Below are 22,352 nucleotides of genomic sequence, written 5' to 3'. Positions count from 1 at the left end.
GGTTAGGACAGATTCACGTCCCTATCATCGTCGAGCAGCTGCGCGAGAAACACGCGCACATCGCTCGGCCCGTCGAAATGTCCGGCGACACCGGTCGCGCGACGCCCGACGGAGAATGCGAGCCCCTCATAGTCAGGCATGATCGCGAACACGGTCTCGTCGGTGACGTCGTCGCCGATGAAGAACGGGCGGCGTCCCCTGAACGGCTCATGCGTCATCAGCTCGAGCACGCCGGTTGCCTTGGTGAAGCCGGAATGCTTGATCTCGCAGACGCTCTTGCCCGGCAGCACCTCGATCGGCGCGTTCGGCAATTCGGCGCGGATCAGCGACACCGCTTCATAGATCGCCTTCTCTGCCTGCGGCGCCAGCCGATAATGCAGCGCCAGCGAGTAACCCTTGTCCTCGAGCAGAATGCCGGGGCTGAGCTTTGCGATTGCGGCGAGGCGCCGCTTCAATTCCTTGTCGAGCGGCGGCGCGTGCGCGGCAACCGCCTCGCTGTCCGGCTGCAGCCGCATCTCGGCACCATGGCCGCCGATCGCGGGGAATACTTCCGGCGCGAAGATCAGGTCGATGTCATTGAGCGAGCGCCCGCTGACCAGCGCCAGCGCGCCGCCCGCGCGCTCATGCAATCGCTTCAGCGTGGTCGCGAGCTCCGGCGGCACCCAGACCTCGCGCGGGGTCGGCGCGAAATCGAGCAAGGTGCCGTCGATGTCGAGCAGCACCGCGGTCCGATCCAGCGGCGGAATCAGCGACGCCGGCGCCGGCACGCTGTCCGTCGTCACGTGAGGTGCGATGTCATCATCCAGGGGCATTTCGGCCAATTCATGTTTCGTCATAGTCTACTCCACACATGCCAAAGGCCGCGCGACGGATTCGAGCGATTTTCGCTCGGCCGCGACGGCATAGCGCCACGCAACGGCTGCGGCGGCGATCATGAGTGCCGCTCCCAAGAGGTAGCCGGCGAAAACGCTGTTGCGCGATCCGGTGTCGATCAGCACGCCGAACAGCGCAGGTCCGATCACGCCGCCGATGCCGGTGCCGACAGCATAGAAGACGGCGATTGCAAGCGCGCGGACCTCCAGCGGAAACGTCTCGCTGACCGTAAGATAGGCGGCGCTCGCCGCCGGCGAGGCGAAGAAGAAGATCACCATCCAGGCGATGGTCTGAGTCTGTGCGCTGAGCACGCCGATCGAGAACAGATAACCGGACAGCGCCAGCAGCAGGCCCGACACACCGTAGGTCAGCGCGATCATGGTACGGCGGCCCAGCGTATCGAACAGGCGGCCGAGCAGCAGCGGCCCGAGGAAATTGCCGGCGGCGAAGGGGAGGATGTACCAGCCGACATTGCTGGCGGCGACGCCGAAGAAATCGGTCAGGATCAGCGCGAAGGTGAAGAAGATCGCATTGTAGAAGAATGCCTGCGCGGCCATCAGCGTCAGCCCGACCAGCGAGCGCTGCCGGTAGGTGGAGAACAGCGTCACCGCGACCTCGCGCAGCGGCGTGTGATCGCGCATCCGAAGCCTGATTTTGCCAAAGTCTTCGCTCGCCTGTTCGTGGCCGAGCACGGAAGTCTCGATACCGGCGACGATCTTGTGGGCCTCGTCGGGACGTCCATGGATCATCAGCCAGCGCGGGCTTTCCGGAATCCACATCCGCATGAACAGCACGACGAGGCCGAGCGCCGCGCCGGTGAAATAGGCGATCCGCCAGCCGTGGTCGGGCGCAAGGAACGCGGGATCGAGCAGGACGATCGCGCTCACCGCGCCGATCGCTGCACCGATCCAGAAGCTGCCGTTGATGACGAGATCGGTCCAGCCACGATAGCGCGCCGGCACCAGCTCCTGGATGGTCGAATTGATCGCGGTGTATTCGCCGCCGATGCCGGCGCCGGTGAGAAAACGAAACACCGCGTAGCTCGCGACATTCCACGACAGCGCGGTCGCCGCAGTCGCCGAAAGATAAACCGCGAGTGTGATGAAGAACAGCTTCTTGCGCCCGATCCGGTCGGTGAGCCAGCCGAAGCCGAGCGCGCCAAGCACGGCGCCGGCGAGATAGGCGCTGCTGGCAATCCCGACATCGGCATTGGAGAAGCTCATGGTCGGGCTGTCCTTAAGCGCGCCCGCCAGCGCGCCGGCCAGCGTCACTTCGAGCCCGTCGAGAATCCAGGTGATGCCGAGCGCCAGCACGACGCGGGTGTGAAAGCCGCTCCAACTCAGATTGTCGAGCCGAACCGGGATCGAGGTCTCGATGATGCGGTCGTCATTCCCTGCATCCAGCGACGCCGTCCTGTCCGCCGTTGTCGCAGAGCTTGCCTGTGTCTGCTGCAAATTCATCAGATTGGACCAATGAGAAAATCCCCGGAACGATACGCTCCAAGGTTCTCCCTCCCAGGATTGCGGCAAACGGAGTGCCCGCCACGCAATGTCAACGCCGCAGGCCGGCAAGGGTTCCCGCAATGCGGCATAGGAACCGCGACCGCGGCGGACTGTTCTCGGCGGAAGATCCATGGAGGTATCGATGGCCGCACACAAGAGAGCGACGCGCAAGACGGCGCGAAAATCGGCAAGAAAATCGACCGCACGATCGGCGAGCACGGCACGCCGCAAGCGCGGAGCGAAGACAACATCGAAGCGCTGGTCGCAACGGGTGACAAGAGAGAGCGACGCGCTCGACCTCAAGCGCGGCGTCTTCAAGTTGACGAACGCGAAGAAGATCGCGGCATCGCTGAAAACATCCGCCGAGCACAGCACGCGGCGCAAGAGCGGCGCCTATCGTTCCGCGCTGTCGATGCTGACCTTCTACATCAACCGCGCCGGCAAGACGCTGCCGAGGACCGAGCGCTCGCGGCTGGAGCGCGCCAAGATCGAATTGAAGCACCAATTCGGACGGGATTAAGATTGTCGTCCTGGCGCCAACGGCGTCGTCCCGGCGCAGGCCGGGACCCATACGCCGTGGCCACCGGAAGGGGCAAGCGGCGAGTTGTCGGTGCACCAACGAACAGCGGTGGTTATGGGTCCCGGCCTGCGCCGGGACGACGACGGTGGATAGACCGGCGCGTCCGTTACGCCGCGCGGATGTTCGCCATGAAGCGGTCGAGCTCCTCGCGCAGCCGCGAGCTCTCGACCGACAGCGAGCGGGCTGAGTTCAGCACCTCTTCGGAGGCGGCTCCCGTCTCGGTGGCACCGCGATTGACCTGGGTGACGCTGGACGCGGCTTCCTGGGTGCCTTGCGCGACATTCTGCACGCTGCGGGCGATCTCCTGCGTAGCCGCGCTCTGCTGCTCGACCGAGCTCGCGATGTTGGTCGCGATCCCCGAGATCTGCCCGATCGTGCCGCCGATCTCCTTGATCGCGGCAACCGATTCCTGCGTCGCGGCCTGCATGCCCGAGATGTGGGTGGAGATCTCGTCGGTGGCCCTGGCGGTCTGGCTCGCCAGCGACTTCACCTCGGATGCGACCACCGCGAAGCCGCGGCCCGCATCGCCCGCGCGCGCGGCCTCGATGGTGGCGTTCAGCGCCAAGAGATTGGTCTGCTCGGCGATCGCCGTGATCAGCTTGACGACGTCGCCGATCTCCTGCGCGGCGCGCGAGAGCTTGCCGATCCGCGCGTCGGTCTGCTCAGCCTGACGCACGGCGGAATCGGCGATCTGGCTGGATTCCTTGGCGCGGCGGCCGATCTCGTCGACCGATGCGGACAGCTCTTCGGTCGCGGAGGCGACCGATTGCATGTTGCTGGAGGCCTCCTCGGAGGCGCCGGCGACCTGGCTCGACAGGTTCTGCGTGGTCTCCGCCGTCCGGGTCAGCGTACCGGCTGCGGATTCGAGCTGCACGGCGGACGCCGATACGTTGGAAACGATCGAGCCGACGGCGGATTCGAATTCGTCGGCGAAGCGAATCAGCTCGCTGCGCCGCGCGGCGGCGCTCGCCTTATTCTGCGCTTCCTGCGTCGCGGCATCGCGCTCGGCCTTGGCAACGGCCTGGACCTTGAACTCTTCCACGGCGCCGGCCATCTCGCCGAGTTCGTCGCGACGGCCGAGGCCGGGCAGCACGACGTCGAAATTGCCCGCCGCGAGCTCGCGCATCGCCGCACACATCGCCGCGATCGGGCGCGAAATGCCCTTGCCGAGCAGGAACGCCCACACCAGCCCGAGCACGAAGCTGCCGGCCGCAAGCATCAGGATCAGCTGCTCGGTTTCGCCGATCATGGCATGCGATTCGTTCTCGAGCCGCTTCTGGTCGGCAAGCAGATCGGACTTCATCGCCGCCGCGCCCTGGCTGATGGCAGCTGCGGATTCGGTCATCTCGACCGTCAATTCGTCGATCGACTTGGCATTCGCGATCAGCTTGGCGAGCGCCTCGCGGTACTCTCCGAGCAGCGCGGTGATGTCCTTCACGCTTTGGGTGATCCGCTCGTCCTTCGAGGTGATGCCCTTCACCAGATTGTCGGCGAATTTCAGCCGGGCGAGCGCGCTGGAGGCGACGGTCTTGTCGCCATTGACGACGAAGCTGTTGACGGCGCCGGTGATCGACTGCAGCTGGTCGGCGACCTTCTTGGCACCGAACTGAATCGATTGCAGCTCGGAATCGTCGGCATTGCTCGGCAGATCGTCGAGCTTGTAGCGCATCGAGGTCGCGCTGCGGGTCAGCTTGTTCTGCGCGACCTGCGCACTCTCGTCCTTGATGCGGACGATCTCGGCAAAGATCTTGGTGAAGGCGCGGAATTCGCGTTCCAGCTTGGTAACCTGCTCGAGCCGGGCCGGATTGCTGGTGCCCTTCATTGACGCCACGATGGCGTCCTTCAGGCTGGCCTCGGCGGCGAGCGCGGCCTTGGCGTCGTCCTCCTTGCCGGTCGCGACGTAGTAGCGCGCCAGCGAACGGTAGGAGATCATTTCGCGATCGATGTTGCGGGCAAGATCGGCTTCCGCGACGCTCTGGCGATAGGAGCCGACACCGGCGGAGACCCGCTCGAAGCCCATATAGGCGAAACCCATGGTGGCTGCCGAAAGCGCCAGCGTGACGGCAAAGCCGACCATGATCTTGGCGCGAAATCTGAGGGTTGGGAACCTGATCGACGACGATCGCTTCAGCCCCGGCATTCCAACCCCCGTCTTCGTTCTGAAAACCACGCGGGGTCCGGCAGCAACCCGCCCCAGTCCCCGGAGGGCAAAACTAAGGCAGAATCAATAAGGCCCGGTAAATAGGCAGCGGCCGCCGGTCTCGGCGCGGTACTACCTTGGTCGGCCCAGGGGTGCGGGCAAGGTGATTGACGCGCGGGTCCGGCCCGATACTTTAGAACCGATCAAACCTGTCCCTGCCCGGGCCAGGAGAACACATCGGGAGGTGTCCCATGTCATCGCGTCGAGCGGCGCCGTTGGCGCTTGCGGCGAGCATAGCTGCCGGCGAAGTGGCCCGGCCAATGACATTCCCCCTCACGACCTAGAATATAAAGACGGGCCGGAACGCGAACCTCGCGGCATGGCGCCGACACTCTTGCGACCCGCGCGGCCGACCGCGCCAAGAAAAGCAAAAAATTCTGGTCAGGGAGAACGCCTTTGGCGAAGCAGAACGGCAGCGCCACCGACAGTATTGTCGTGGTGCAGGCAAAGACCACCGGGCCGCGGGAGGCCGCCGACGAGATCGCGCGCCAATTGGCGACGGTCGATCTCGCCATGCTCGTGGTGTTCGTGTCGCCGTTCTATGACCCGCAACAATTCATTGCCGAACTGTCCGGCCGGATGCCCGATATTCCGATCTTCGGCTGCACCACGGCGGGCGAGTTGTCGCCCGGCGGCTGGGAAGAGGACAGTGTCGTGGCGATGGGCTTCGACGCGGCCGATTTCGTCATCGCGGCCCGGCCGCTGTTCGACCTCTCGACGTTTCGGGTCGACCACGGCCGTTCGATCTGCACCGAGTTGCAGAGCGAATTCGCGCAGCGCACCGAGCATTGCGATCACACCGACGATTCCTTCGGGCTGCTGTTCATCGACGGCATGTGCCAGCGCGAGGAAACCATCATGTCGGCGATCTACGCATCGCTCGGCGACATCCCGGTGGTCGGCGGCTCCGCCGGCGACGGCCTGCGCTTCGAGAAGTCCTGGGTCTTCCACGGCGGCAAGGCCCATACCGACGCCGCCGTCCTGATCCTGATCCGGACCCGGCTGCCGTTCCGCCTGTTCAAGTGCGACCATTTCGAGCCGACCTCGACCAAGATGGTGGTGACCGAGGCCGACATCGAGCACCGCATCGTCAAGGAGTTGAACGCCGAGCCGGCCGCGCTGGAATATTCCCGCGCCGTGGGCTTGAGCGAAAGCAAGCTCGAATTGTTCTCGTTCGCCGCGCATCCGGTGCTGGTCCGGGTCGGCGGCGCCTATTACGCGCGCTCGATCCAGCGCACCAATCCCGACGGGTCGCTGCAGTTCTTCTGCGCCATCGACGAGGGCATGGTGCTGACGGTGGCGCGCGAGCGCGACCCGATCGACGTGACGAGCCGCCTGCTCAAGGAGCTGACCGAGGATCTCGGCGAGGTCTCGATGTTCATCGGCTTCGAATGCGTGCTGCGCCGGCTCGACGTCGAGCAGCGCCAGCTGTCGCGGGAGATGTCGGAGCTCTATCGCCGTAACAAAGTGATTGGCTTTCAGACCTATGGCGAGCAGTATCGCTCCATGCATGTCAACCAGACGCTGACCGGCATCGCCATCGGCAAGCGGGCTGTCGCGCCGCAATGACCGATAGCAAGACCACGCGCATCGCTGCCCTCGAACGCGAAGCCGAGAAGCTGCGCAAGATCAACGCGGCGCTGATGTCGCGCGTCGAACGTTCGACCGACCAGCAGCTCAACGCGTTCTCGCTGTTCGAGACCGCGATCGCGCTGGATCAGCAGGTGCGCGACCGCACCCAGCAACTCAAGCAGGCGCTGCAATCGCTGGAGAAGACCAACGGACGCCTGCTGCAAGCCAAGCAGCAGGCCGAGGCGGCAAGCTCGCTGAAATCGTCGGTGCTGGTTTCGGTGACGCACGACCTGTTGCAGCCGCTGAATGCCGCGCGGCTGACGCTATCAGCGCTGACCGAGATGGCGACCGAGCCCAAGAGCGTCGCGCTGACCGACCAGATCGACCGCTCGCTGGCGACGCTCGAGGACATGCTGCGGACGCTGCTCGACATCTCGAAGCTCGATGCCGGCGTGCTCAGGCCCGAATTCGGTCCGGTCGCGATCGCTTCGCTGTTCGAGCCGCTGCAGCAGGAGTTCGTCGCGACCGCCGCCAAGCGCAATCTCGACTTCCGGATCATGCCGTCGTCGGCGGTGGTCCGCTCCGATCCGCTGATGCTGCGCCGGATCCTGCAGAACCTCCTGGCCAATGCGCTGCGCTATACCCAGCGCGGCACCGTGCTGATGGGATGCCGCCTCAAGGGCGACGATATCTGCATCGAGGTGCACGACACCGGGCCGGGCATCCCGGAAGCCCAGCGCGAGGCGATCTTCGTCGAGTTTCAGCGCGGCGACGCCGGCGCCGGCGACAAGGCGGGCATCGGGCTCGGCCTTTCGATCGTGCGCCGGTTTGCCGACCTGCTCGGCCATAACATCAGGCTGAGTTCGCGCGCCGGCAAGGGCTCGGTATTCTCGGTCACGGTGCCGCGCACCCTCGATCCGGTTGCGATCCCGGTGCGCGAACAGGCCAGCGTCGACTATCGCTATGGCGGCATGGAGGGCGCGAAGATCCTGCTGATCGAGAACGATCTCTCGAGCGCCGAGGGTCTCGCCCATTTGCTGGAGAAATGGGGCTGCGACGTCGCCGTGACGATCTCCAAGACCGAGGCGCTCGAGCGCATCCACGCGCTGGACGGCATTCCCGACGCCATCATCGCCGACCTGCATCTCGACAATGGCGAGACCGGAATCCAGGCCGTCGACGTGATCCGCGGCGAGATCAACGCCAAGGTGCCGGCGATCATCGTCACCGCCGACCACTCGGCCAAGGCCGCCTCCGACGTCTCGGCCTTTGGCCACGAACTCCTGAAGAAGCCGATCAAGCCCGCCGAGATGCGCTCGCTGTTGTCGTTCCTGCTCGCAGCGGAGCAGTCGAACGCGCGGTTATGACCAGCGCGTTTTCGAGCAAAGCGGATGCCGGTTCGCGTCGAGAAAACTCACCCCACGCAACACTGTCATCGCCCGGCTTGACCGGGCGATCCAGTATTCCAGAGACAGTCGTTTTCGATCGAGAGGCCGCGGCGCACTGGATCACCCGCCTTCGCGGGTGATGACAGCTGAGTTTGACGCTGCTGGCCGGCATACCTAACGCCGCGTGCCTCCACCGTGCCCCGTGGCTCTAGTCGCCGCGCGAGGGCGAGGCCGTCACCGGTGCATGGTCCTGCTTGCCGAAATCCAGTTTCGACAGCGCGATGATGGCCTCGGTCCGGCTGCGCACGCCGAGCTTGCGCAGGATCTCGGAGACATGCACCTTCACGGTGGTGACCGAGATATCGAGCTGATAGGCGATGTGCTTGTTTTGCAGGCCGCGGCAGATCATGTCGAGCACGCGAAGCTGCTGGGCGGTGAACTGGCCGAGCTGCTGCACCAGTTCCTTGGTCTCGGCCTGGCCCTTCCGCGCGGCGGCCGTGTCGCGGAAGCGCGTCGGCAGGAATACTTCGCCTTCGAGGATGCCGCGCAGCAGCCGGGCCAGCTCAGCCTTCGGCGTCGACTTCGGAATGAACCCGGAGATGCCGAGCGAGATCGCGCCGCCGATGATCCGGGAATCGTCATGCGCCGACACGATCACCAGCGCGCTGCGCGGCGCCGCGGCCCGCACCCGGTAGGCGCCGAGCAGGCCCGTGGTCCCGGGCATCGACAAATCGAGCAGGATCAGATCGAGGCCATCGCGCGCGGCGATCACATCAAGCGCGCCGTCGATCGAGGTCGCCTGCAGCACCTCGGCATCGGGAAATTCGGCCCCGATCACGCCGATCAGGGCGGCGCGGAATAGCGGGTGGTCCTCGACGATCAGCAGTCGAGGCGCACCCGCCTGATCGAGCGGCGGCTCGTCCGCCAGGGGCGCGGTCGTGGTCAATGCTGCGCCGTCCTCCCTCGGATCGCTGATGACAGCCATGATGTGCACGACGTTATCTCAAAGCCGACCGGGAGCCTATAGGCGGATAGTCAATGCGTCAGCCTCGCAGCGCAGCAAGCCTTAAGGCGTCTTCTCCGCCTTCGTGCCCGAGCTGGTCTCAAGGGCCGGAAGCGGAATCTTGCCGAGCTCGATGATCGCCTTGTTGCGGCTGAACAGCTTCAGCTTGCGCAGGATCTCGGTGACATGCGCCTTGACGGTGGATTCCGCGAGCTTGAGCTCGGTGGCGATCTCGCGGTTCTGCAGGCCGCGGATGATCAAGTGCAACACGCGGATCTGCTGCGGTGTCAGCTTCTGGATCCGCTCGCGCAGCGTCCGCGCGGTCTCGGACTGGTCCAGCGCGCCGACCGCGACGAAATCCCGCGGCGCCGAGACCGATCCGCTCAGCACCCGCGCGATCGCCTGCGACAATTCGCCGAGCGAAGTTGATTTCGGCAGATAGCCGACCGCGCCCATTTCCAGCGCCTCGCGGATGGTGTGCTTGTCTTCTTCACTGGAGACGATGGCGATCGGTAGCCGCGGATAGCGATCCCTGAGCTTCTGGAAGCCGGAGAAGCCGACGACGTCAGGCAGCAGCAGATCGAGCAACGCCAGATCAATATTCGGCTCGCTGGCGAGGATGCCGAGAGCCCCCTTGATCGAGGTCGCCTCATAGATCCGGGCATCGGGATGCGAGATGCGGATGGCGTTGCCAAGCGCCTCCCCGAACAAGGGATGATCGTCGATGATCAGGAACCCCATCATGAGGACCCTCGCACTGCTCTTCGGCTAGTTCCCGCCGGTATCCTGCACGCTCTGCAGATAGGCATATACGTTTCTGAGCTCGTCGTCGCTGAAGACGTCCTTCCAGGCCGGCATGCCCTTGGCTGGCCGCCCGTCATGGACCGTCTTCCAGAATGTCGATTCCATGTCGTCAGCATAGCGCTTCTTGAGCAGCCTGAGGTCGATCTTTCGCTCGGCCTGCACCGCGTCCGGACCGTGGCAATGGGCGCAGGTCCCGTTGAAGACCTCCCGGCCCGCAGTGGCATCTCCCTTGGCATCCCCACCGGCGGTCGCCGCGGTCTGAACCGGCTTCTCGGCAGCAGTCGCCTGCCCGACCGTGACGGGTTCGCTGGCCCCAACGGACGACGTCGTCGCCGGCGCCGCCTGGCCGAACTTCACCGGAGCGCCGTTCGGCACACCATATTTGGCAAACAGGGCGGAAATCTCCGGCTGCAGCGACGGCAGCACGCCGTTGATCTCATCGCGCAGCGCACCGGACGCCTTGGCGAAGCCGATCGCGGTCGCCCAGAGCAGGCCGTCGCCCTCGGTCGACACGATCCGGTATTTGTCGCCGTAGCTGGTCTTGTTGAGCCAACCCGCCACCGGCGCCCAGACGAAGGCGACATCGACCTTGCCCTGGTCGAGGGCGGTCATGCCCTCTTCCGGGTTGAGCACGGTGACCTTCTGGATATCGTCACGCATCGCCAGCAGGTTTTGCGGCGTCGACTGATACTGCACCGCAACCCGCAATCCCTTGAGGTCATCGATGCCGGCGAGCTTGCGATCCCTGGCGCCGACCAACGCGTAGCCTTCGTGAGCGATCGGCTTCGAGAAGATCACCGCCGGCCCCATGAAATCGTCGATCAGCGGCAGGCCGACCATGGCGTCGCACTGCCTGCTGAGCAGCGTCTCCCGCACGGTGCGCTTGCCGAAATAGGACTTGTACCAATTATAGCTCACCGTGCGGCCAAGCTTTTGCGCCACCGCCTGGCCGATCTCGAGATAGAGGCCGGGCTTGCCCGGCTCGTCGCTCGAGAACGGCAAATTGGTCGGGTCGGCGCAGAGCCGCAGCGGCGGCCTGGCCTCTTCCGCGCCGGCCGAGACGGCCGGCGCGAGCAGCGCGGCGGAGAGCAGCACGGTCCGGATCGCCTTTCCCAACTGCACGCGGCGCGCCGAGTTGGGTACTTCATTGCACTTGATGGACGCGGACAATGCTGCCTCCTTGCGACGATCGTTACTGTAGGGCGAACACGAACAGCGAGCCGCCTTCCGGTGCCGCGGCGACCATCTTCTTGCCGATGTCACCGAGGAAGGCCGGCAGCGCCGCGGTACGTCCGACCACGATCGCGACATACTGCTTGCCGTCGACCGAATATGTCACCGGACCGGCGCCGATGCCGCTTCCGAGGTTCTTGCTCCACAGCACCTTGCCGCTCTTGGCATCGATGGCGCGGAAGTCGCCGTGCAGGTTGCCGGAGAACACGAGGTTGCCGCCCGTCGTCAGCGTGCCGCCGTTGAAGGGCAGGTCTTCCTTGATGCTCCACACCTTCTTGTTGGCCACGGGATCCCAGGCCACGAGCTCGCCGAGGAAGCCGCCGGGACCCGGCTTGGTCGGGAATTCGGCGCCGAGATAGAACACGCCGCGCTTGTAGTTCACGTCAGAGACCGACCAGTCCATGCAGACATTGTTGCTCGGGATGTAGACGAGGCCGGTCCCAGGGTTGAACGACATCGGCTGCCAGTTCTTGCCGCCGATCAGGTTCGGGCAGATGTCCTTGGCGGGATGACCGGGGCCCGGACGCTTGTCCGGATCCTCTTCCGCCCGCATCGTGTTGATGTCCCACTTCTTGGCCCAATTGGCGAAGACATACTTCTCGGCCGAGATCACCTTGCCGGTCTCGCGGTTGGCGACGAAGAAGAAGCCGTTGCGGTCCGCCTTCATCAGAACAGGTGTTTCGGCGCCCTTGATCTTGAGGTCGGCGAGCAAGAGCTCGTTGACGCCGTCATAGTCCCAGGCGTCGGCCGGCGTGCCCTGGATATGCCACTTGATCTTGCCGGTATTGGGATCGATCGCCAGCGTCGAAGCGGTGTAGAGGTTGGTCAGCTTGCCGAAATTGCCGTCGCCGGTGGAGCGCACGCCGGTATTCCACGGTCCCGGATTGCTGGTACCCCAGTAGACCGTGTCGGATTTGGCGTCGTAGGAGCCGACCAGCCAGGCTGCGCCGCCGCCATGCAGCCCGGTGTCGCCCTTCCAGGTGTCGCTGCCGGGTTCACCGGGCGCCGGCACCGTGAAGGTTTGCCAGAGCAGCTTGCCGTCCTTGAGGTTGAAGGCCTGCAACGCGCCGCGGACGCCATATTCGCCGCCGCCGAAGCCGGTGATGACCTTGTCGCGGACGATGAGCGGCGGCGAGGTGATGACCGAACCCTGCTTGTAGTCGACGACCGTCGAGGTCCAGAGCTCCTTGCCGGTCTCGGCATCGAGCGCGGTCAACTTGCCGTCGAGGCGGCCGACGAAGATCTTGCCGTCGGCGTAGGATACGCCGCGGTTGTTGACGTCGCAGCAAGCGTATTGAAGCACGTCATCCGGAATGTCGGGCTGCCAGGTCCATTTGCGCGCGCCGGTCGCGGCGTCGATGGCATAGACGTATTTCGGACCCCACGAGGTCGATACGTACAGGTTCTTGCCGATAACCACCGGCGAGGACTCGTTGGAGCGCAGCGAGGCGAGCGACAACGAATAGACCAGCTGCAGCTTGCCGGCATTCTCGGAATTGATCTGCTTCAGGGGGCTGAAGCGCGTATTGCCGTAGTCGTGGCCCGCGATCGCCCATCCGTTCGGATCGGACGCCGCCTTCACGACGGAATCGTTTGCTTTCGACGCACCAATGCTGGCCATCACCATGACGACCAGCGACACGCCAGCAAAGAAAATCCCGCTCCTCAGCTTCATTGGCTTCCTCCAATATGGTTTCGTTGCCGCGATGGATGCATCGCGCGCGCGGATCGATACCCAATTTCATGAACCAGCGATCTTGCGTCGCTGCGTCGGCGATGAAAATGACAGCAACGCTTTTGCGTCGTTATAGGCGGAAGGTAGTAGCGTCAGCGGCGACGATTTTTGCGTGCCGCAGGCAGCATCGATCTGCCGGAAATCGCCTGCACCGCCGCGCGATTTCGTCGCGCCGGAGCACGCCAGAAGCAGCTTGCAAATTGCCCATTGAACAGCCGCCTGCTAGGATCGGAGGCACAGCCCGGAGCCTTCCTGACAGGGCCGCACCTACGACTTTGATCGCGGTTACGTCCCACATGAAGCGTGGTCTACTGGGCCCATAACGAAGCTATTGGGAGAAACGCGTGTCTACAGTCAAACTGACGGTAAACGGCAAGGCGGTCTCGGTCGACGTCGAGGACCGGACCCTCCTCGTGCATCTGTTGCGCGAAAATCTGAACCTCACCGGCACCCATGTCGGCTGCGATACCAGCCAGTGCGGCGCCTGCGTCGTCCATGTCGATGGGCGGGCGGTCAAATCCTGCACCATGCTGGCCGGCCAGGCCGCGGGCTCCAACGTCACCACCATCGAAGGCCTCGCCAAGGGCGACGAGCTGCACCCGATGCAGGCGGCGTTCCGCGACAATCACGGCCTGCAGTGCGGCTATTGCACTCCCGGCATGATCATGTCCGCGGTCGATATCGTGCACCGCCATCATTCTCAAGGATCTGGCGGCAAGCTCGACGAGGAAACGGTTCGCCACGAGCTCGAAGGCAACATCTGCCGCTGCACCGGCTACCACAACATCGTCAAGGCGGTGCTCGACGCTGCCGGCCGCATGAAGGTGGCGCAGGCCGCCGAATAGCAGCCGCGCAACGCATACGATCAAGCTCATCACCGCCGATCTCGATGGAAACGGCGGCAAATCGAATCTCCGGTCGGGAGGACTAGACAATGGGTGTTGAAGGAATTGGCGCACGTGTCGTGCGCAAGGAAGATCGCCGGTTCATCACCGGACAAGGGCGTTACGTCGACGACGTCAAAATGGTCGGCATGAGTTACGCGCACTTCATCCGCAGCCCGCATGCCCACGCCAAGGTCAAGGGCATCAACTCAGCCGAGGCCATGAAGATGCCCGGCGTGATCGCCGTGCTGACTGGGCAGCAGATCGTCGACGACAAGGTCGGCAATCTGATCTGCGGCTGGGCCATCACCTCGAAGGACGGTTCGCCGATGAAGATGGGCGCGTGGCCGGCGATGGCGCCGGAGACCGTGCGCTTCGTCGGACAGGCGGTCGCGGTCGTGATCGCCGAGACCAAGAACCAGGCCAAGGACGCGGCGGAAGCCGTCGTCGTCGATTACGAAGAGCTTCCCGCGGCGGCCGACATCAAGGCCGCGATCAAGCCGGGCGCACCGCAGCTGCACCCCGAGGCCCCCGGCAACATCGTCTATGACTGGCATCTCGGTGACGAAGCCGCGGTCAAGGATGCGTTCAGCAAGGCCGCCAATGTGGTGACGCTCGACCTCACCAACAACCGCCTGGTGCCGAATGCGATGGAGCCGCGCGCAGCCGTCGCGCATTACGACCAGGCCGAGGAGCACTATACGCTCTACACCACCTCGCAGAACCCGCACGTCGCCCGCCTCGTGCTGTCGGCGTTCTACAACATCGCGCCCGAGCACAAGCTGCGCGTGATCGCGCCCGACGTCGGCGGCGGCTTCGGCTCCAAGATCTACATCTATCCGGAAGAGATGGTGGCGCTGTGGGCCTCCAAGAAGGTGGGTCGCCCGGTGAAGTGGACCGGTGATCGTTCCGAGGCCTTCCTCACCGACGCGCATGGCCGCGACCATGTCTCGAAGGCGGAGATGGCGTTCGACAAGGACAACAAGATCCTTGGCCTGCGGGTGAAGACCCACGCCAATTTCGGCGCCTATATGTCGCTATTCTCCTCGGCGGTGCCGACCTATCTCTACGCGACGCTGCTGTCGGGCCAGTACGTGATCCCGGCGATCTACGCCGAGGTGATCGGCGTCTACACCAACACCACGCCGGTCGACGCCTATCGCGGCGCCGGCCGTCCCGAGGCGAGCTATCTGATCGAGCGCATGATGGAGACGGCGGCGCGGCAGTTGAAGGTCGATCCGGCCGAGCTGCGCAAGAAGAACTTCATCACCACGTTCCCGTATCAGACGCCGGTCATCATGGCGTACGACATCGGTGACTTCCACGCCTCTATCGATGCCGCGATGAAGGCGATCGACTATGCCGGCTTCGCGGCCCGCAAGGCCAAGGCGAAAGCCGACGGCAAGCTGCGCGGCATCGGCTTCTCCTGCTACATCGAGGCCTGCGGCATCGCGCCGTCGAAGGCGGTCGGCAGTCTCGGTGCCGGCGTCGGTCTGTGGGAGTCAGCGGAAATCCGCGTCAACCCGGTCGGCACCATCGAGGTGCTCACCGGCTCGCACAGCCACGGCCAGGGCCATGAGACGACGTTCTGCCAGATCATCGCGGAGCGGCTCGGCGTGCCGATCAGCCAGGTCTCGATCGTCCATGGCGACACCGACAAGGTGCAGTTCGGCATGGGCACCTACGGCTCGCGCTCGCTCGCGGTCGGCGGTACGGCGATCGTGAAGGCGATGGAGAAGGTCGAGGCCAAGGCCAAGAAGATCGCGGCACATGCGCTCGAGGCATCCGAGAGCGACATCGTGATCGAGAACGGCGAGTTCAAGGTCACCGGCACCGACAAGTCGATCGCACTGCCGATGGTCGCGCTCGCCGCCTATACGGCGCACAACCTGCCCGACGGCATGGAGCCGGGTTTGAAGGAGACGGCGTTCTACGACCCGACCAACTTCACCTTCCCGGCCGGCGCTTACATCTGCGAGCTCGAGGTCGATCCGGGCACCGGCAAGACCTCCTTCGTCAACTTCGTGGCAGCGGACGACTTCGGCCGGCTGATCAACCCGATGATTGTCGAAGGCCAGGTTCATGGCGGCCTTGCGCAGGGCATCGGCCAGGCGCTGCTCGAAGGCGCGGTCTATGACGACACCGGCCAGCTCGTGACCGCGTCGTTCATGGATTACACCATGCCGCGCGCCGACGACCTGCCGTCGTTCCAGCTCTCCCACACCACGACGCTGTGTCCGGGCAACCCGCTCGGCGTCAAGGGCTGCGGCGAAGCCGGCGCGATCGGCGCCTCTGCTGCCGTGATCAACGCGATCACGGACGCCATCGGCAACAACAAGCTGGAAATGCCGGCGACGCCCGATCGCGTCTGGCACGCCATTCACGGTTGAGGGAGGAAGAGCCATGTACGAGACAAATTATCACCGCGCTTCCTCGGTCGCCGACGCCGCAGCCACGTTTGCCAAGGGCCAGGAAGCAAAATTCCTTGCCGGCGGTCAAACCCTGCTTCCTGTGATGAAGCAGCGTCTCGCCGCACCTTCCGACGTGATCGACCTCTCCAAGGTGCAGGAGCTGATCGGCATCGAGGTTTCGGGCGACACTGTCACCATCAAAGCCGCTACGCCGCATTACGATGTGGCGCAAAGCGATGCGGTCAAGAAGGCGATCCCGGCGCTCGCCAATCTGGCATCGGAGATCGGCGATCCCGCCGTGCGCTATCGCGGCACGATCGGCGGTTCACTCGCCAACAACGACCCGGCGGCGGATTATCCGGCGGCGGTGCTGGCGCTTGGCGCGACGGTCAGGACCAACAAGCGGTCAATCGCGGCGGAGGACTTCTTCAAGGGCCTGTTCTCAACGGCACTCGAGGATGGCGAGATCATCACGCAGGTCGCGTTCCCGGTTCCGGCCAAGGCGGGCTATGCGAAGTTTCCGAACCCGGCCTCGCGCTTCGCGCTGACCGGCGTGTTCGTGGCCAAGACCAAGGCGGGCGACGTGCGCGTCGCCGCGACCGGCGCATCGCAGAGCGGCGTCATGCGGGTGGCGCCGATCGAGCAGGCGCTGAAGGCGAACTGGGCGGCGTCGGCGCTCGATAGCGTCACGATCCCGGCGAGCGGCCTACTCGCCGACATCCACGGCTCGGCGGATTACCGCGCCAACCTGGTGAAGGTGATGGGACAGCGGGCGGTGATCGCCGCCGGCTAGCCCCTATCCTACCGGAACCTATGCAGACGGCGCGCAGCGATGCGCGCCGTTCGCGTTTTGCTGGCATTCCAGCCAAAAGGACTTGCCACATCCCGCAATAGGCGAGAGAATTTAGCTAATCAGCTAATTAAAAATACCGTCAGACGGACGGCCCCGGGGAGAGGACCCATGACGTTCGGCAGACCAAACGAGCCCCCATTGCCATGGCTAGCGACGGCCAGGCCGCGCCTTTGATGGCAGCGCCGGCGATCCCCGTGCGTCGGACAAGTGAACAAGACCCTTCGATTACTTCCCTATAGCAACAACGGAACAACAACGTGCTCGACAAGCCCGCCTCCCAAACCGCCGCTCGCACCTCGGGTCCGCTCACAGGCTTCCGCATCGTCGAATTCGCCGGCATCGGTCCCGGCCCGTTCGCCTGCATGCTGCTCGCCGATATGGGCGCCGAGGTCATCACGCTGGACCGGGTCGGCGCGGGCAAGAATTTGAAGGCGGTGGCGACCCGCGGCCGCAAGGTGATCGAGCTCGACCTCAAGAACAAGGCAGCCATTGCCGAAGTGCTCGACCTGCTCGGCCATGCCGATGCGCTGATCGAAGGCTTCCGACCCGGCGTGATGGAGCGCCTCGGCCTCGGCCCCGACGTCGTGCTCGCGCGCAATCCGAAACTGGTCTACGGGCGCATGACCGGCTGGGGCCAGGAAGGCCCGCTGGCCAACGCCGCCGGCCACGACATCAACTACATCTCGATCACGGGTGCGCTGGCTGCGATCGGCACCAAGGAGAAGCCGGTGCCGCCGCTCAATTTGGTCGGCGATTTCGGCGGCGGCGCGCTGTACCTCGTGGTCGGAGTGCTCGCAGCACTGCTCGAAGCGCAGAAGTCCGGCAAGGGCCAGGTTGTGGATACCGCGATGTGCGACGGCGCGGCCTCGCTGATGTCGATGTTCTACGACATGGCCGCGCAGGGTCGCTGGAGCGGCGGCCGCGACCAGAATTTCCTCGACGGCGGCGCGCATTTCTACGGCGTCTATGAATGCTCCTGCGGCAACTTCATCTCGATCGGCTCGATCGAGCCGCAGTTCTACGCGCTGCTGCGCAAGCATGCCGACCTGACCGACGCCGACTTCGACGCCCAGATGGACCGCAAGGCCTGGCCGGCGCTGAAGGCGAAGCTGGAAAAAGTGTTCAAGAGCAAGTCGCGCGCCGACTGGTGCACGATCATGGAAGGCACCGACATCTGCTTTGCGCCGATCCTCACCATGGAGGAAGCCCCTGATCATCCGCACATGGCAGCTCGCCAGGTGTTCGTCGAGCGCCACGGCGTCACCCAGCCCGCCCCGGCGCCGCGCTTCTCGCGGACGCCGTCGGCAATCCGCGAGCCGGAATTGGCAAAGATTGGTGATGTGACGGCTGAGTGGAAAACGGGGAAGTAAGTTTCGCTGTCGTCCCGGGAAGGCCGGGACCCATACCCCCGGAACGTCGTTGTTGCGCACGACCGTTCCGCGGGACTCCGAACCAACACACTCGATAGATTCCGCGGTATGGGTCCCGGCTTTCGCCGGGACGACACCTGTTGGTTTTGCGCTAGCGTGGCGCTACGACGCGCTTACGCCGCGTGATCGACCTTGAGCACGCCGCGGCGGATTTGGTCTTCCTCGATCGATTCGAACAGCGCCTTGAAATTGCCTTCGCCGAAACCGTCGTCGCCCTTGCGCTGGATGAATTCGAAGAAGATCGGCCCGATCGCATTCGCCGAGAAGATCTGCAGCAACACCTTGGTCTGGCCGCCGTCGACCACGCCCTCGCCGTCGATCAGGATGCCGTTGGTCCTTAGCCGTGCGACATCCTCGCCATGCTTGGGCAGACGGGCATCGATCCGCTCGAAATAGGTGTCGGGCGGCGACCGCATGAATGGCAGGCCATCCGCGCGCAACCGCTCGACCGTCGTATGGATATCGCGCGCGCCGCAGGCGATGTGCTGGATGCCCTCGCCGTGATAGACGTTGAGATATTCCTCGATCTGTCCGGAATCGCCGGCGTCCTCGTTGATCGGAATCCGGATCTTGCCGTCCGGGCTGGTCAGCGCGCGGGAGAACAGGCCGGATGCGCGGCCCTCGATGTCGAAGAAGCGGATCTGGCGGAAGTTGAACAGTTTTGCATAGAAGCCGGTCCAGACATCCATGCGGCCGCGATGGACGTTGTGGGTGAGGTGATCGACGTAATACAGGCCGGAGCCTGCGGGGCGCGGGTTCTCTGCTCCGAGCCATTCGAACTCGGCATCATAGGCTGAGCCCTTTGCGCCATAGCGGTCGACGAAGTAGAGCAGGCTGCCGCCGATGCCCTTGATCGCGGGGACGTCGAGCGTCTTCTCCGCGGACGACACATCCGCCGGCTCCGCGCCGAGCGCGATCGCACGCTCATAGGCGTGCTTGGCATCGACCACGCGGAACGCCATCGACGGCGCGCAGGGGCCGTGCGCGGCGACGAAGTTGAAGCCGTGGCTGCCGGGCTCCTCATTAACGAGATAGTTGATATCGCCCTGGCGATAGACCGTGATCGCCTTGGTCCGGTGGCGGGCGACCGCGACGAAGCCCATCAGCCTGAACAGCGCGTGCAGCTCAGCCGGATTGGGATGGGCGTATTCGACGAACTCGAAGCCGTCGGTGCCCATCGGATTCTCAGTGCTGATTTCGGCGGGCGGCGCATCGTGCGGAAACGGACCCATGGCGGCAACTCCCTGATTTGTCTGGGATCAATTTCCGTCATCTGGCGTACAACGTGCGTGCAAAATGAGGCTCGTTTTGCTAATACCGCGCACGATCCGTGCATGAAATGGACATTTGACGCATGCCTGAAGTCGACGCTTTCGACCTCAAAATGCTCGCCGCGCTGCAGGATGACGGCCGGCTGACCAACCAGCAGCTGGCCGACTTGGTCGGGCTTTCCGCCTCGCAATGCTCCAGGCGGCGGATGCGGCTGGAGGAGGAGAAGGTGATCGCGGGCTACCACGCCGACCTCGCCGGCGAGGCGCTCGGCTTCGGCCTGATCGCCTTCATCCACATTACCCTGGCGACCCACTCGCCCGATAACGCCAAGCGGTTTCGGGAGCTGGTCAACCGCGTCGACGACATCCAGGAGGCCTACGCGCTGACGGGCGACGCCGACTACGTGCTGAAGGTGATGCTGCGCGACCTGAAGAGCCTGTCCGACATCGTCAACAACGTGCTGATGCCGCACCAGAGCGTGGCGCATGTGCGCTCGTCGATCGTGCTCGACCGCCTGAAGGAGAGCACCAAGCTGCCGCTGAAATCGCTACCGGCCTGATCCGTCGCAAATCGAGGGAAATACGTCATTCGCTTCTGCCGTACGACCTGCGATCATCTGCCTGAATTGGTTCGATGCCGCGACATCGGCGGTGGGCTCCCTCTCCCCCTGTGGGAGAGGGTTGGGGTGAGGGGTTCTCTCCGCCGAGCACACTCTGCCGAGAGACCGATACCCCTCACCCGGATCACATCTTGCGATGTGACATAGCCGAAGCTTCGCTTCGGCGTACTTGACGGCCGCCTACGGCCGCCTATGCCTCTCCCACAAGGGGAGAGGTGCAGCGGTATGCGCGGCATCCAACGACAAGCCGAGGAAAGCCATGGCGCTGCAGCTGCGACCGAACTGCGAATATTGCGACAAGGACCTGCCACCGGGCGCCACCGACGCGCGGATCTGCTCCTATGAATGCACATTCTGTGCAGATTGCGCCGAGACCAAGCTCGGCAACGTCTGCCCGAACTGCGGCGGCGGCTTCGCGCCGCGCCCGATCCGCCCGGCCAAGCCGTGGCGGCCGGGTGTCTGTACCGTGAACCAACCGCCGTCGGACAAGCGGGTGCATCTCAAATACAGTCTTGAGGACTGCGCGGCGCATACCGCGCGGCTGAGGGACATCAGGCCGGAGGAGCGGTAGGACTTTTCGCCGTCATTGCGAGGAGCGAAGCGACGAAGCAATCCACCCCGTCGTCATACGCGGATCGATGGATTGCTTCGCTTCGCTCGCAATGACGGATTCGTCACTCCGCCGCGACGATCGTGCCCTCGACCTCGCCGAACCCGACGCGATAGCCGTCGCCCTGGCACCAGCCGCGCATCACAAGCGAGTCGCCGTTTTCGAGGAACGAGCGCGTGACGCCGCTCGCAAGCTCCACCGGCTCGGTGCCGTTCCAGCTGATTTCGAGCAGGCTACCGCGCTGGTGCTTTTCGGGGCCGGAGATCGTGCCGCTCCCTAAGAGATCGCCGACGTTCATCGCGCAGCCGCTGGAGGCGTGGTGCACCAGTTGCTGCACCGACGACCAATACATGTATTTGAAGTTGGTGCTGCAGATCGTCTTCGCTTCGTTCATCGCACCGGCGCGCAAGCCCACGTCGAGCTGCATGTCGTAATTGTTCGGCTGGGCCTGCTTGAGATAAGCGAGCGGCTCCGGCTCTTGCTTCGGGCCCTGCATTCGGAACGGCTCCAGAGCCTCGCGGGTCACCACCCATGGGCTGATCGAGGTCGCGAACGCCTTGGCCTGGAACGGACCGAGCGGCACGTATTCCCACTGCTGGATGTCGCGCGCGCTCCAGTCGTTGAGGATGACGAAGCCGAAGATCATCTCCTCGGCCTGCTTCTCGGTGAGCATCTCGCCCATCACCGACGCCTGCCCGACGACGACCCCCATCTCGAGCTCGAAGTCGAGCCGCTTGCAGGGGCCGAAGCTCGGCACCTCAGCGGTCGGCGGCTTGAGCTGGCCGCGCGGCCGCTTCACTTTGGTGCCCGACACCACCACCGTCGAGGCACGGCCATTGTAGCCGATCGGCATATGCAGCCAGTTCGGCTGCAGCGCGTTGTCCTTGCCGCGGAACATGACGCCGACATTGGTGGCGTGCTCCTTCGACGAATAGAAATCGGTATAGCCCGACACGGCGAACGGCATGTGCAGCCTGACGTCAGCCATCGGCACCAGCGCCCGTGCGCGCAATTCCCTGTTGTCGCGCAGCTCCGGATGGTCGGAGCGCAGCAGCTCGCTGATCCGCGCCCGCGTCGCCGACCACACTTTTGGCCCGAGCGCCATGAAGGCGTTCAGCGAGGGCTGCGAGAACACGCCGAGCGGCCCGACATCGAGCCGGGAATCCTGCTCGAGCTCCCAGAGATCGAGCACATAGTCGCCGATCGCAACGCCGACGCGCGGCGCGAGGCCATCCTTCGACGAGAACACGCCGTAGGGCAGGTTCTGGATCGGAAAGTCGGAGGTGGGCGCGACGTCGATGAAGGAGCGGAGGTTGGGGTCGTTGGGGTGTCTCTTATACACATCTCCGAGCCCACGAGACATGTCCAGCAATCTCGTATGCC

General features: G+C 64.5%; 19 protein-coding genes. 10 read left to right on the top strand and 9 right to left on the bottom strand.

All coding sequences use genetic code 11. The features are described from left to right. Positions 1–2: 2 nt before the first annotated feature. Positions 3–812 carry a trehalose-phosphatase gene (gene otsB / locus QMZ05_RS28955; RefSeq protein ID WP_353703863.1) on the bottom strand — a complete coding sequence of 270 codons (810 nt, stop codon included), beginning with the start codon at positions 810–812 and terminating at the stop codon, positions 3–5. 27 nt (positions 813–839) lie between these two features. Beyond that, a complete protein-coding gene (locus QMZ05_RS28950; RefSeq protein WP_353703851.1) occupies positions 840–2,333 on the bottom strand; it encodes an MFS transporter in 1,494 nt (497 codons plus the stop codon). A gap of 184 nt (positions 2,334–2,517) precedes the next feature. On the opposite strand from QMZ05_RS28950, the gene QMZ05_RS28945 reads away from it, so the two are divergent. Continuing rightward, positions 2,518–2,895, top strand: coding sequence for a DUF3175 domain-containing protein (locus QMZ05_RS28945; RefSeq protein ID WP_353703850.1), 378 nt, complete (start codon positions 2,518–2,520; stop codon positions 2,893–2,895). A gap of 166 nt (positions 2,896–3,061) precedes the next feature. Here QMZ05_RS28945 and QMZ05_RS28940 read toward each other — a convergent pair whose 3' ends face one another. Continuing rightward, positions 3,062–5,095: a methyl-accepting chemotaxis protein gene (locus QMZ05_RS28940; protein WP_353703849.1), complete on the bottom strand. Its 2,034-nt coding sequence runs from the start codon at positions 5,093–5,095 to the stop codon at positions 3,062–3,064. Between the two features lie 456 nt (positions 5,096–5,551). On the opposite strand from QMZ05_RS28940, the gene QMZ05_RS28935 reads away from it, so the two are divergent. Both QMZ05_RS28935 and QMZ05_RS28930 read left to right on the top strand, forming a co-directional pair. Beyond that, a complete protein-coding gene (locus QMZ05_RS28935) occupies positions 5,552–6,724 on the top strand; it encodes an FIST N-terminal domain-containing protein (RefSeq protein ID WP_353703848.1) in 1,173 nt (390 codons plus the stop codon). Next, complete coding sequence (locus QMZ05_RS28930) at positions 6,721–8,094, top strand: ATP-binding protein (RefSeq protein ID WP_353703847.1); 1,374 nt, start codon at positions 6,721–6,723, stop codon at positions 8,092–8,094. Before QMZ05_RS28935 ends, QMZ05_RS28930 begins: the two co-directional genes overlap by 4 nt. Positions 8,095–8,323: 229 nt before the next feature. Here QMZ05_RS28930 and QMZ05_RS28925 read toward each other — a convergent pair whose 3' ends face one another. The 4 genes from QMZ05_RS28925 to QMZ05_RS28910 all read right to left on the bottom strand — a co-directional run bounded on the left by QMZ05_RS28925 (position 8,324) and on the right by QMZ05_RS28910 (position 12,782). Beyond that, on the bottom strand, positions 8,324–9,100 hold the full coding sequence (locus tag QMZ05_RS28925) for a response regulator transcription factor (protein ID WP_353703846.1): 777 nt from the start codon (positions 9,098–9,100) through the stop codon (positions 8,324–8,326). Positions 9,101–9,181: 81 nt separating this feature from the next. Next, a complete protein-coding gene (locus QMZ05_RS28920; protein ID WP_353703845.1) occupies positions 9,182–9,862 on the bottom strand; it encodes a response regulator transcription factor in 681 nt (226 codons plus the stop codon). A gap of 24 nt (positions 9,863–9,886) precedes the next feature. Then, a complete protein-coding gene (locus QMZ05_RS28915) occupies positions 9,887–11,092 on the bottom strand; it encodes a transporter substrate-binding domain-containing protein (protein WP_353703844.1) in 1,206 nt (401 codons plus the stop codon). A gap of 22 nt (positions 11,093–11,114) precedes the next feature. Next, positions 11,115–12,782 carry a PQQ-dependent dehydrogenase, methanol/ethanol family gene (locus QMZ05_RS28910; protein ID WP_353703862.1) on the bottom strand — a complete coding sequence of 556 codons (1,668 nt, stop codon included), beginning with the start codon at positions 12,780–12,782 and terminating at the stop codon, positions 11,115–11,117. On the opposite strand from QMZ05_RS28910, the gene QMZ05_RS28905 reads away from it, so the two are divergent. The 5 genes from QMZ05_RS28905 to QMZ05_RS28885 all read left to right on the top strand — a co-directional run bounded on the left by QMZ05_RS28905 (position 12,766) and on the right by QMZ05_RS28885 (position 18,408). Next, on the top strand, positions 12,766–12,966 hold the full coding sequence (locus tag QMZ05_RS28905; RefSeq protein WP_353703843.1) for a hypothetical protein: 201 nt from the start codon (positions 12,766–12,768) through the stop codon (positions 12,964–12,966). The two genes, QMZ05_RS28910 and QMZ05_RS28905, sit on opposite strands and share 17 nt — an antisense overlap. A gap of 268 nt (positions 12,967–13,234) precedes the next feature. After that, positions 13,235–13,735, top strand: a complete 501-nt coding sequence (locus QMZ05_RS28900) for a (2Fe-2S)-binding protein (protein WP_163159693.1) — start codon at positions 13,235–13,237, stop codon at positions 13,733–13,735. An 89-nt stretch (positions 13,736–13,824) separates the two neighbouring features. Next, positions 13,825–16,164 (top strand): xanthine dehydrogenase family protein molybdopterin-binding subunit, encoded by a 2,340-nt coding sequence (locus QMZ05_RS28895; protein WP_353703842.1) that lies wholly within the window; start codon positions 13,825–13,827, stop codon positions 16,162–16,164. Between the two features lie 13 nt (positions 16,165–16,177). Beyond that, on the top strand, positions 16,178–16,978 hold the full coding sequence (locus QMZ05_RS28890; protein WP_353703841.1) for a xanthine dehydrogenase family protein subunit M: 801 nt from the start codon (positions 16,178–16,180) through the stop codon (positions 16,976–16,978). A 317-nt stretch (positions 16,979–17,295) separates the two neighbouring features. Beyond that, on the top strand, positions 17,296–18,408 hold the full coding sequence (locus QMZ05_RS28885) for a CaiB/BaiF CoA-transferase family protein (RefSeq protein WP_353703840.1): 1,113 nt from the start codon (positions 17,296–17,298) through the stop codon (positions 18,406–18,408). A 173-nt stretch (positions 18,409–18,581) separates the two neighbouring features. Here QMZ05_RS28885 and hppD read toward each other — a convergent pair whose 3' ends face one another. After that, complete coding sequence (gene hppD, locus QMZ05_RS28880; RefSeq protein ID WP_353703839.1) at positions 18,582–19,700, bottom strand: 4-hydroxyphenylpyruvate dioxygenase; 1,119 nt, start codon at positions 19,698–19,700, stop codon at positions 18,582–18,584. Between the two features lie 122 nt (positions 19,701–19,822). On the opposite strand from hppD, the gene QMZ05_RS28875 reads away from it, so the two are divergent. Both QMZ05_RS28875 and QMZ05_RS28870 read left to right on the top strand, forming a co-directional pair. Then, a complete protein-coding gene (locus QMZ05_RS28875; protein ID WP_353703838.1) occupies positions 19,823–20,299 on the top strand; it encodes an Lrp/AsnC family transcriptional regulator in 477 nt (158 codons plus the stop codon). Between the two features lie 319 nt (positions 20,300–20,618). Continuing rightward, positions 20,619–20,930: a DUF1272 domain-containing protein gene (locus QMZ05_RS28870; protein ID WP_353703837.1), complete on the top strand. Its 312-nt coding sequence runs from the start codon at positions 20,619–20,621 to the stop codon at positions 20,928–20,930. A gap of 103 nt (positions 20,931–21,033) precedes the next feature. Here the strand turns inward: QMZ05_RS28870 and fahA are convergent, their stop codons facing one another. Next, positions 21,034–22,311, bottom strand: coding sequence for a fumarylacetoacetase (gene fahA / locus QMZ05_RS28865; protein WP_353703836.1), 1,278 nt, complete (start codon positions 22,309–22,311; stop codon positions 21,034–21,036). Between the last annotated feature and the right edge of the window lie 41 nt (positions 22,312–22,352).

Origin of the sequence: Bradyrhizobium sp. INPA03-11B, from assembly GCF_040446015.1 — a bacterium.
GTDB classification, from domain to species: Bacteria; Pseudomonadota; Alphaproteobacteria; order Rhizobiales; family Xanthobacteraceae; genus Bradyrhizobium; species Bradyrhizobium macuxiense_A.
The sequence above is the reverse complement of the archived record's forward strand: the minus strand, read 5'-3'. Positions and strand labels throughout refer to the sequence as shown.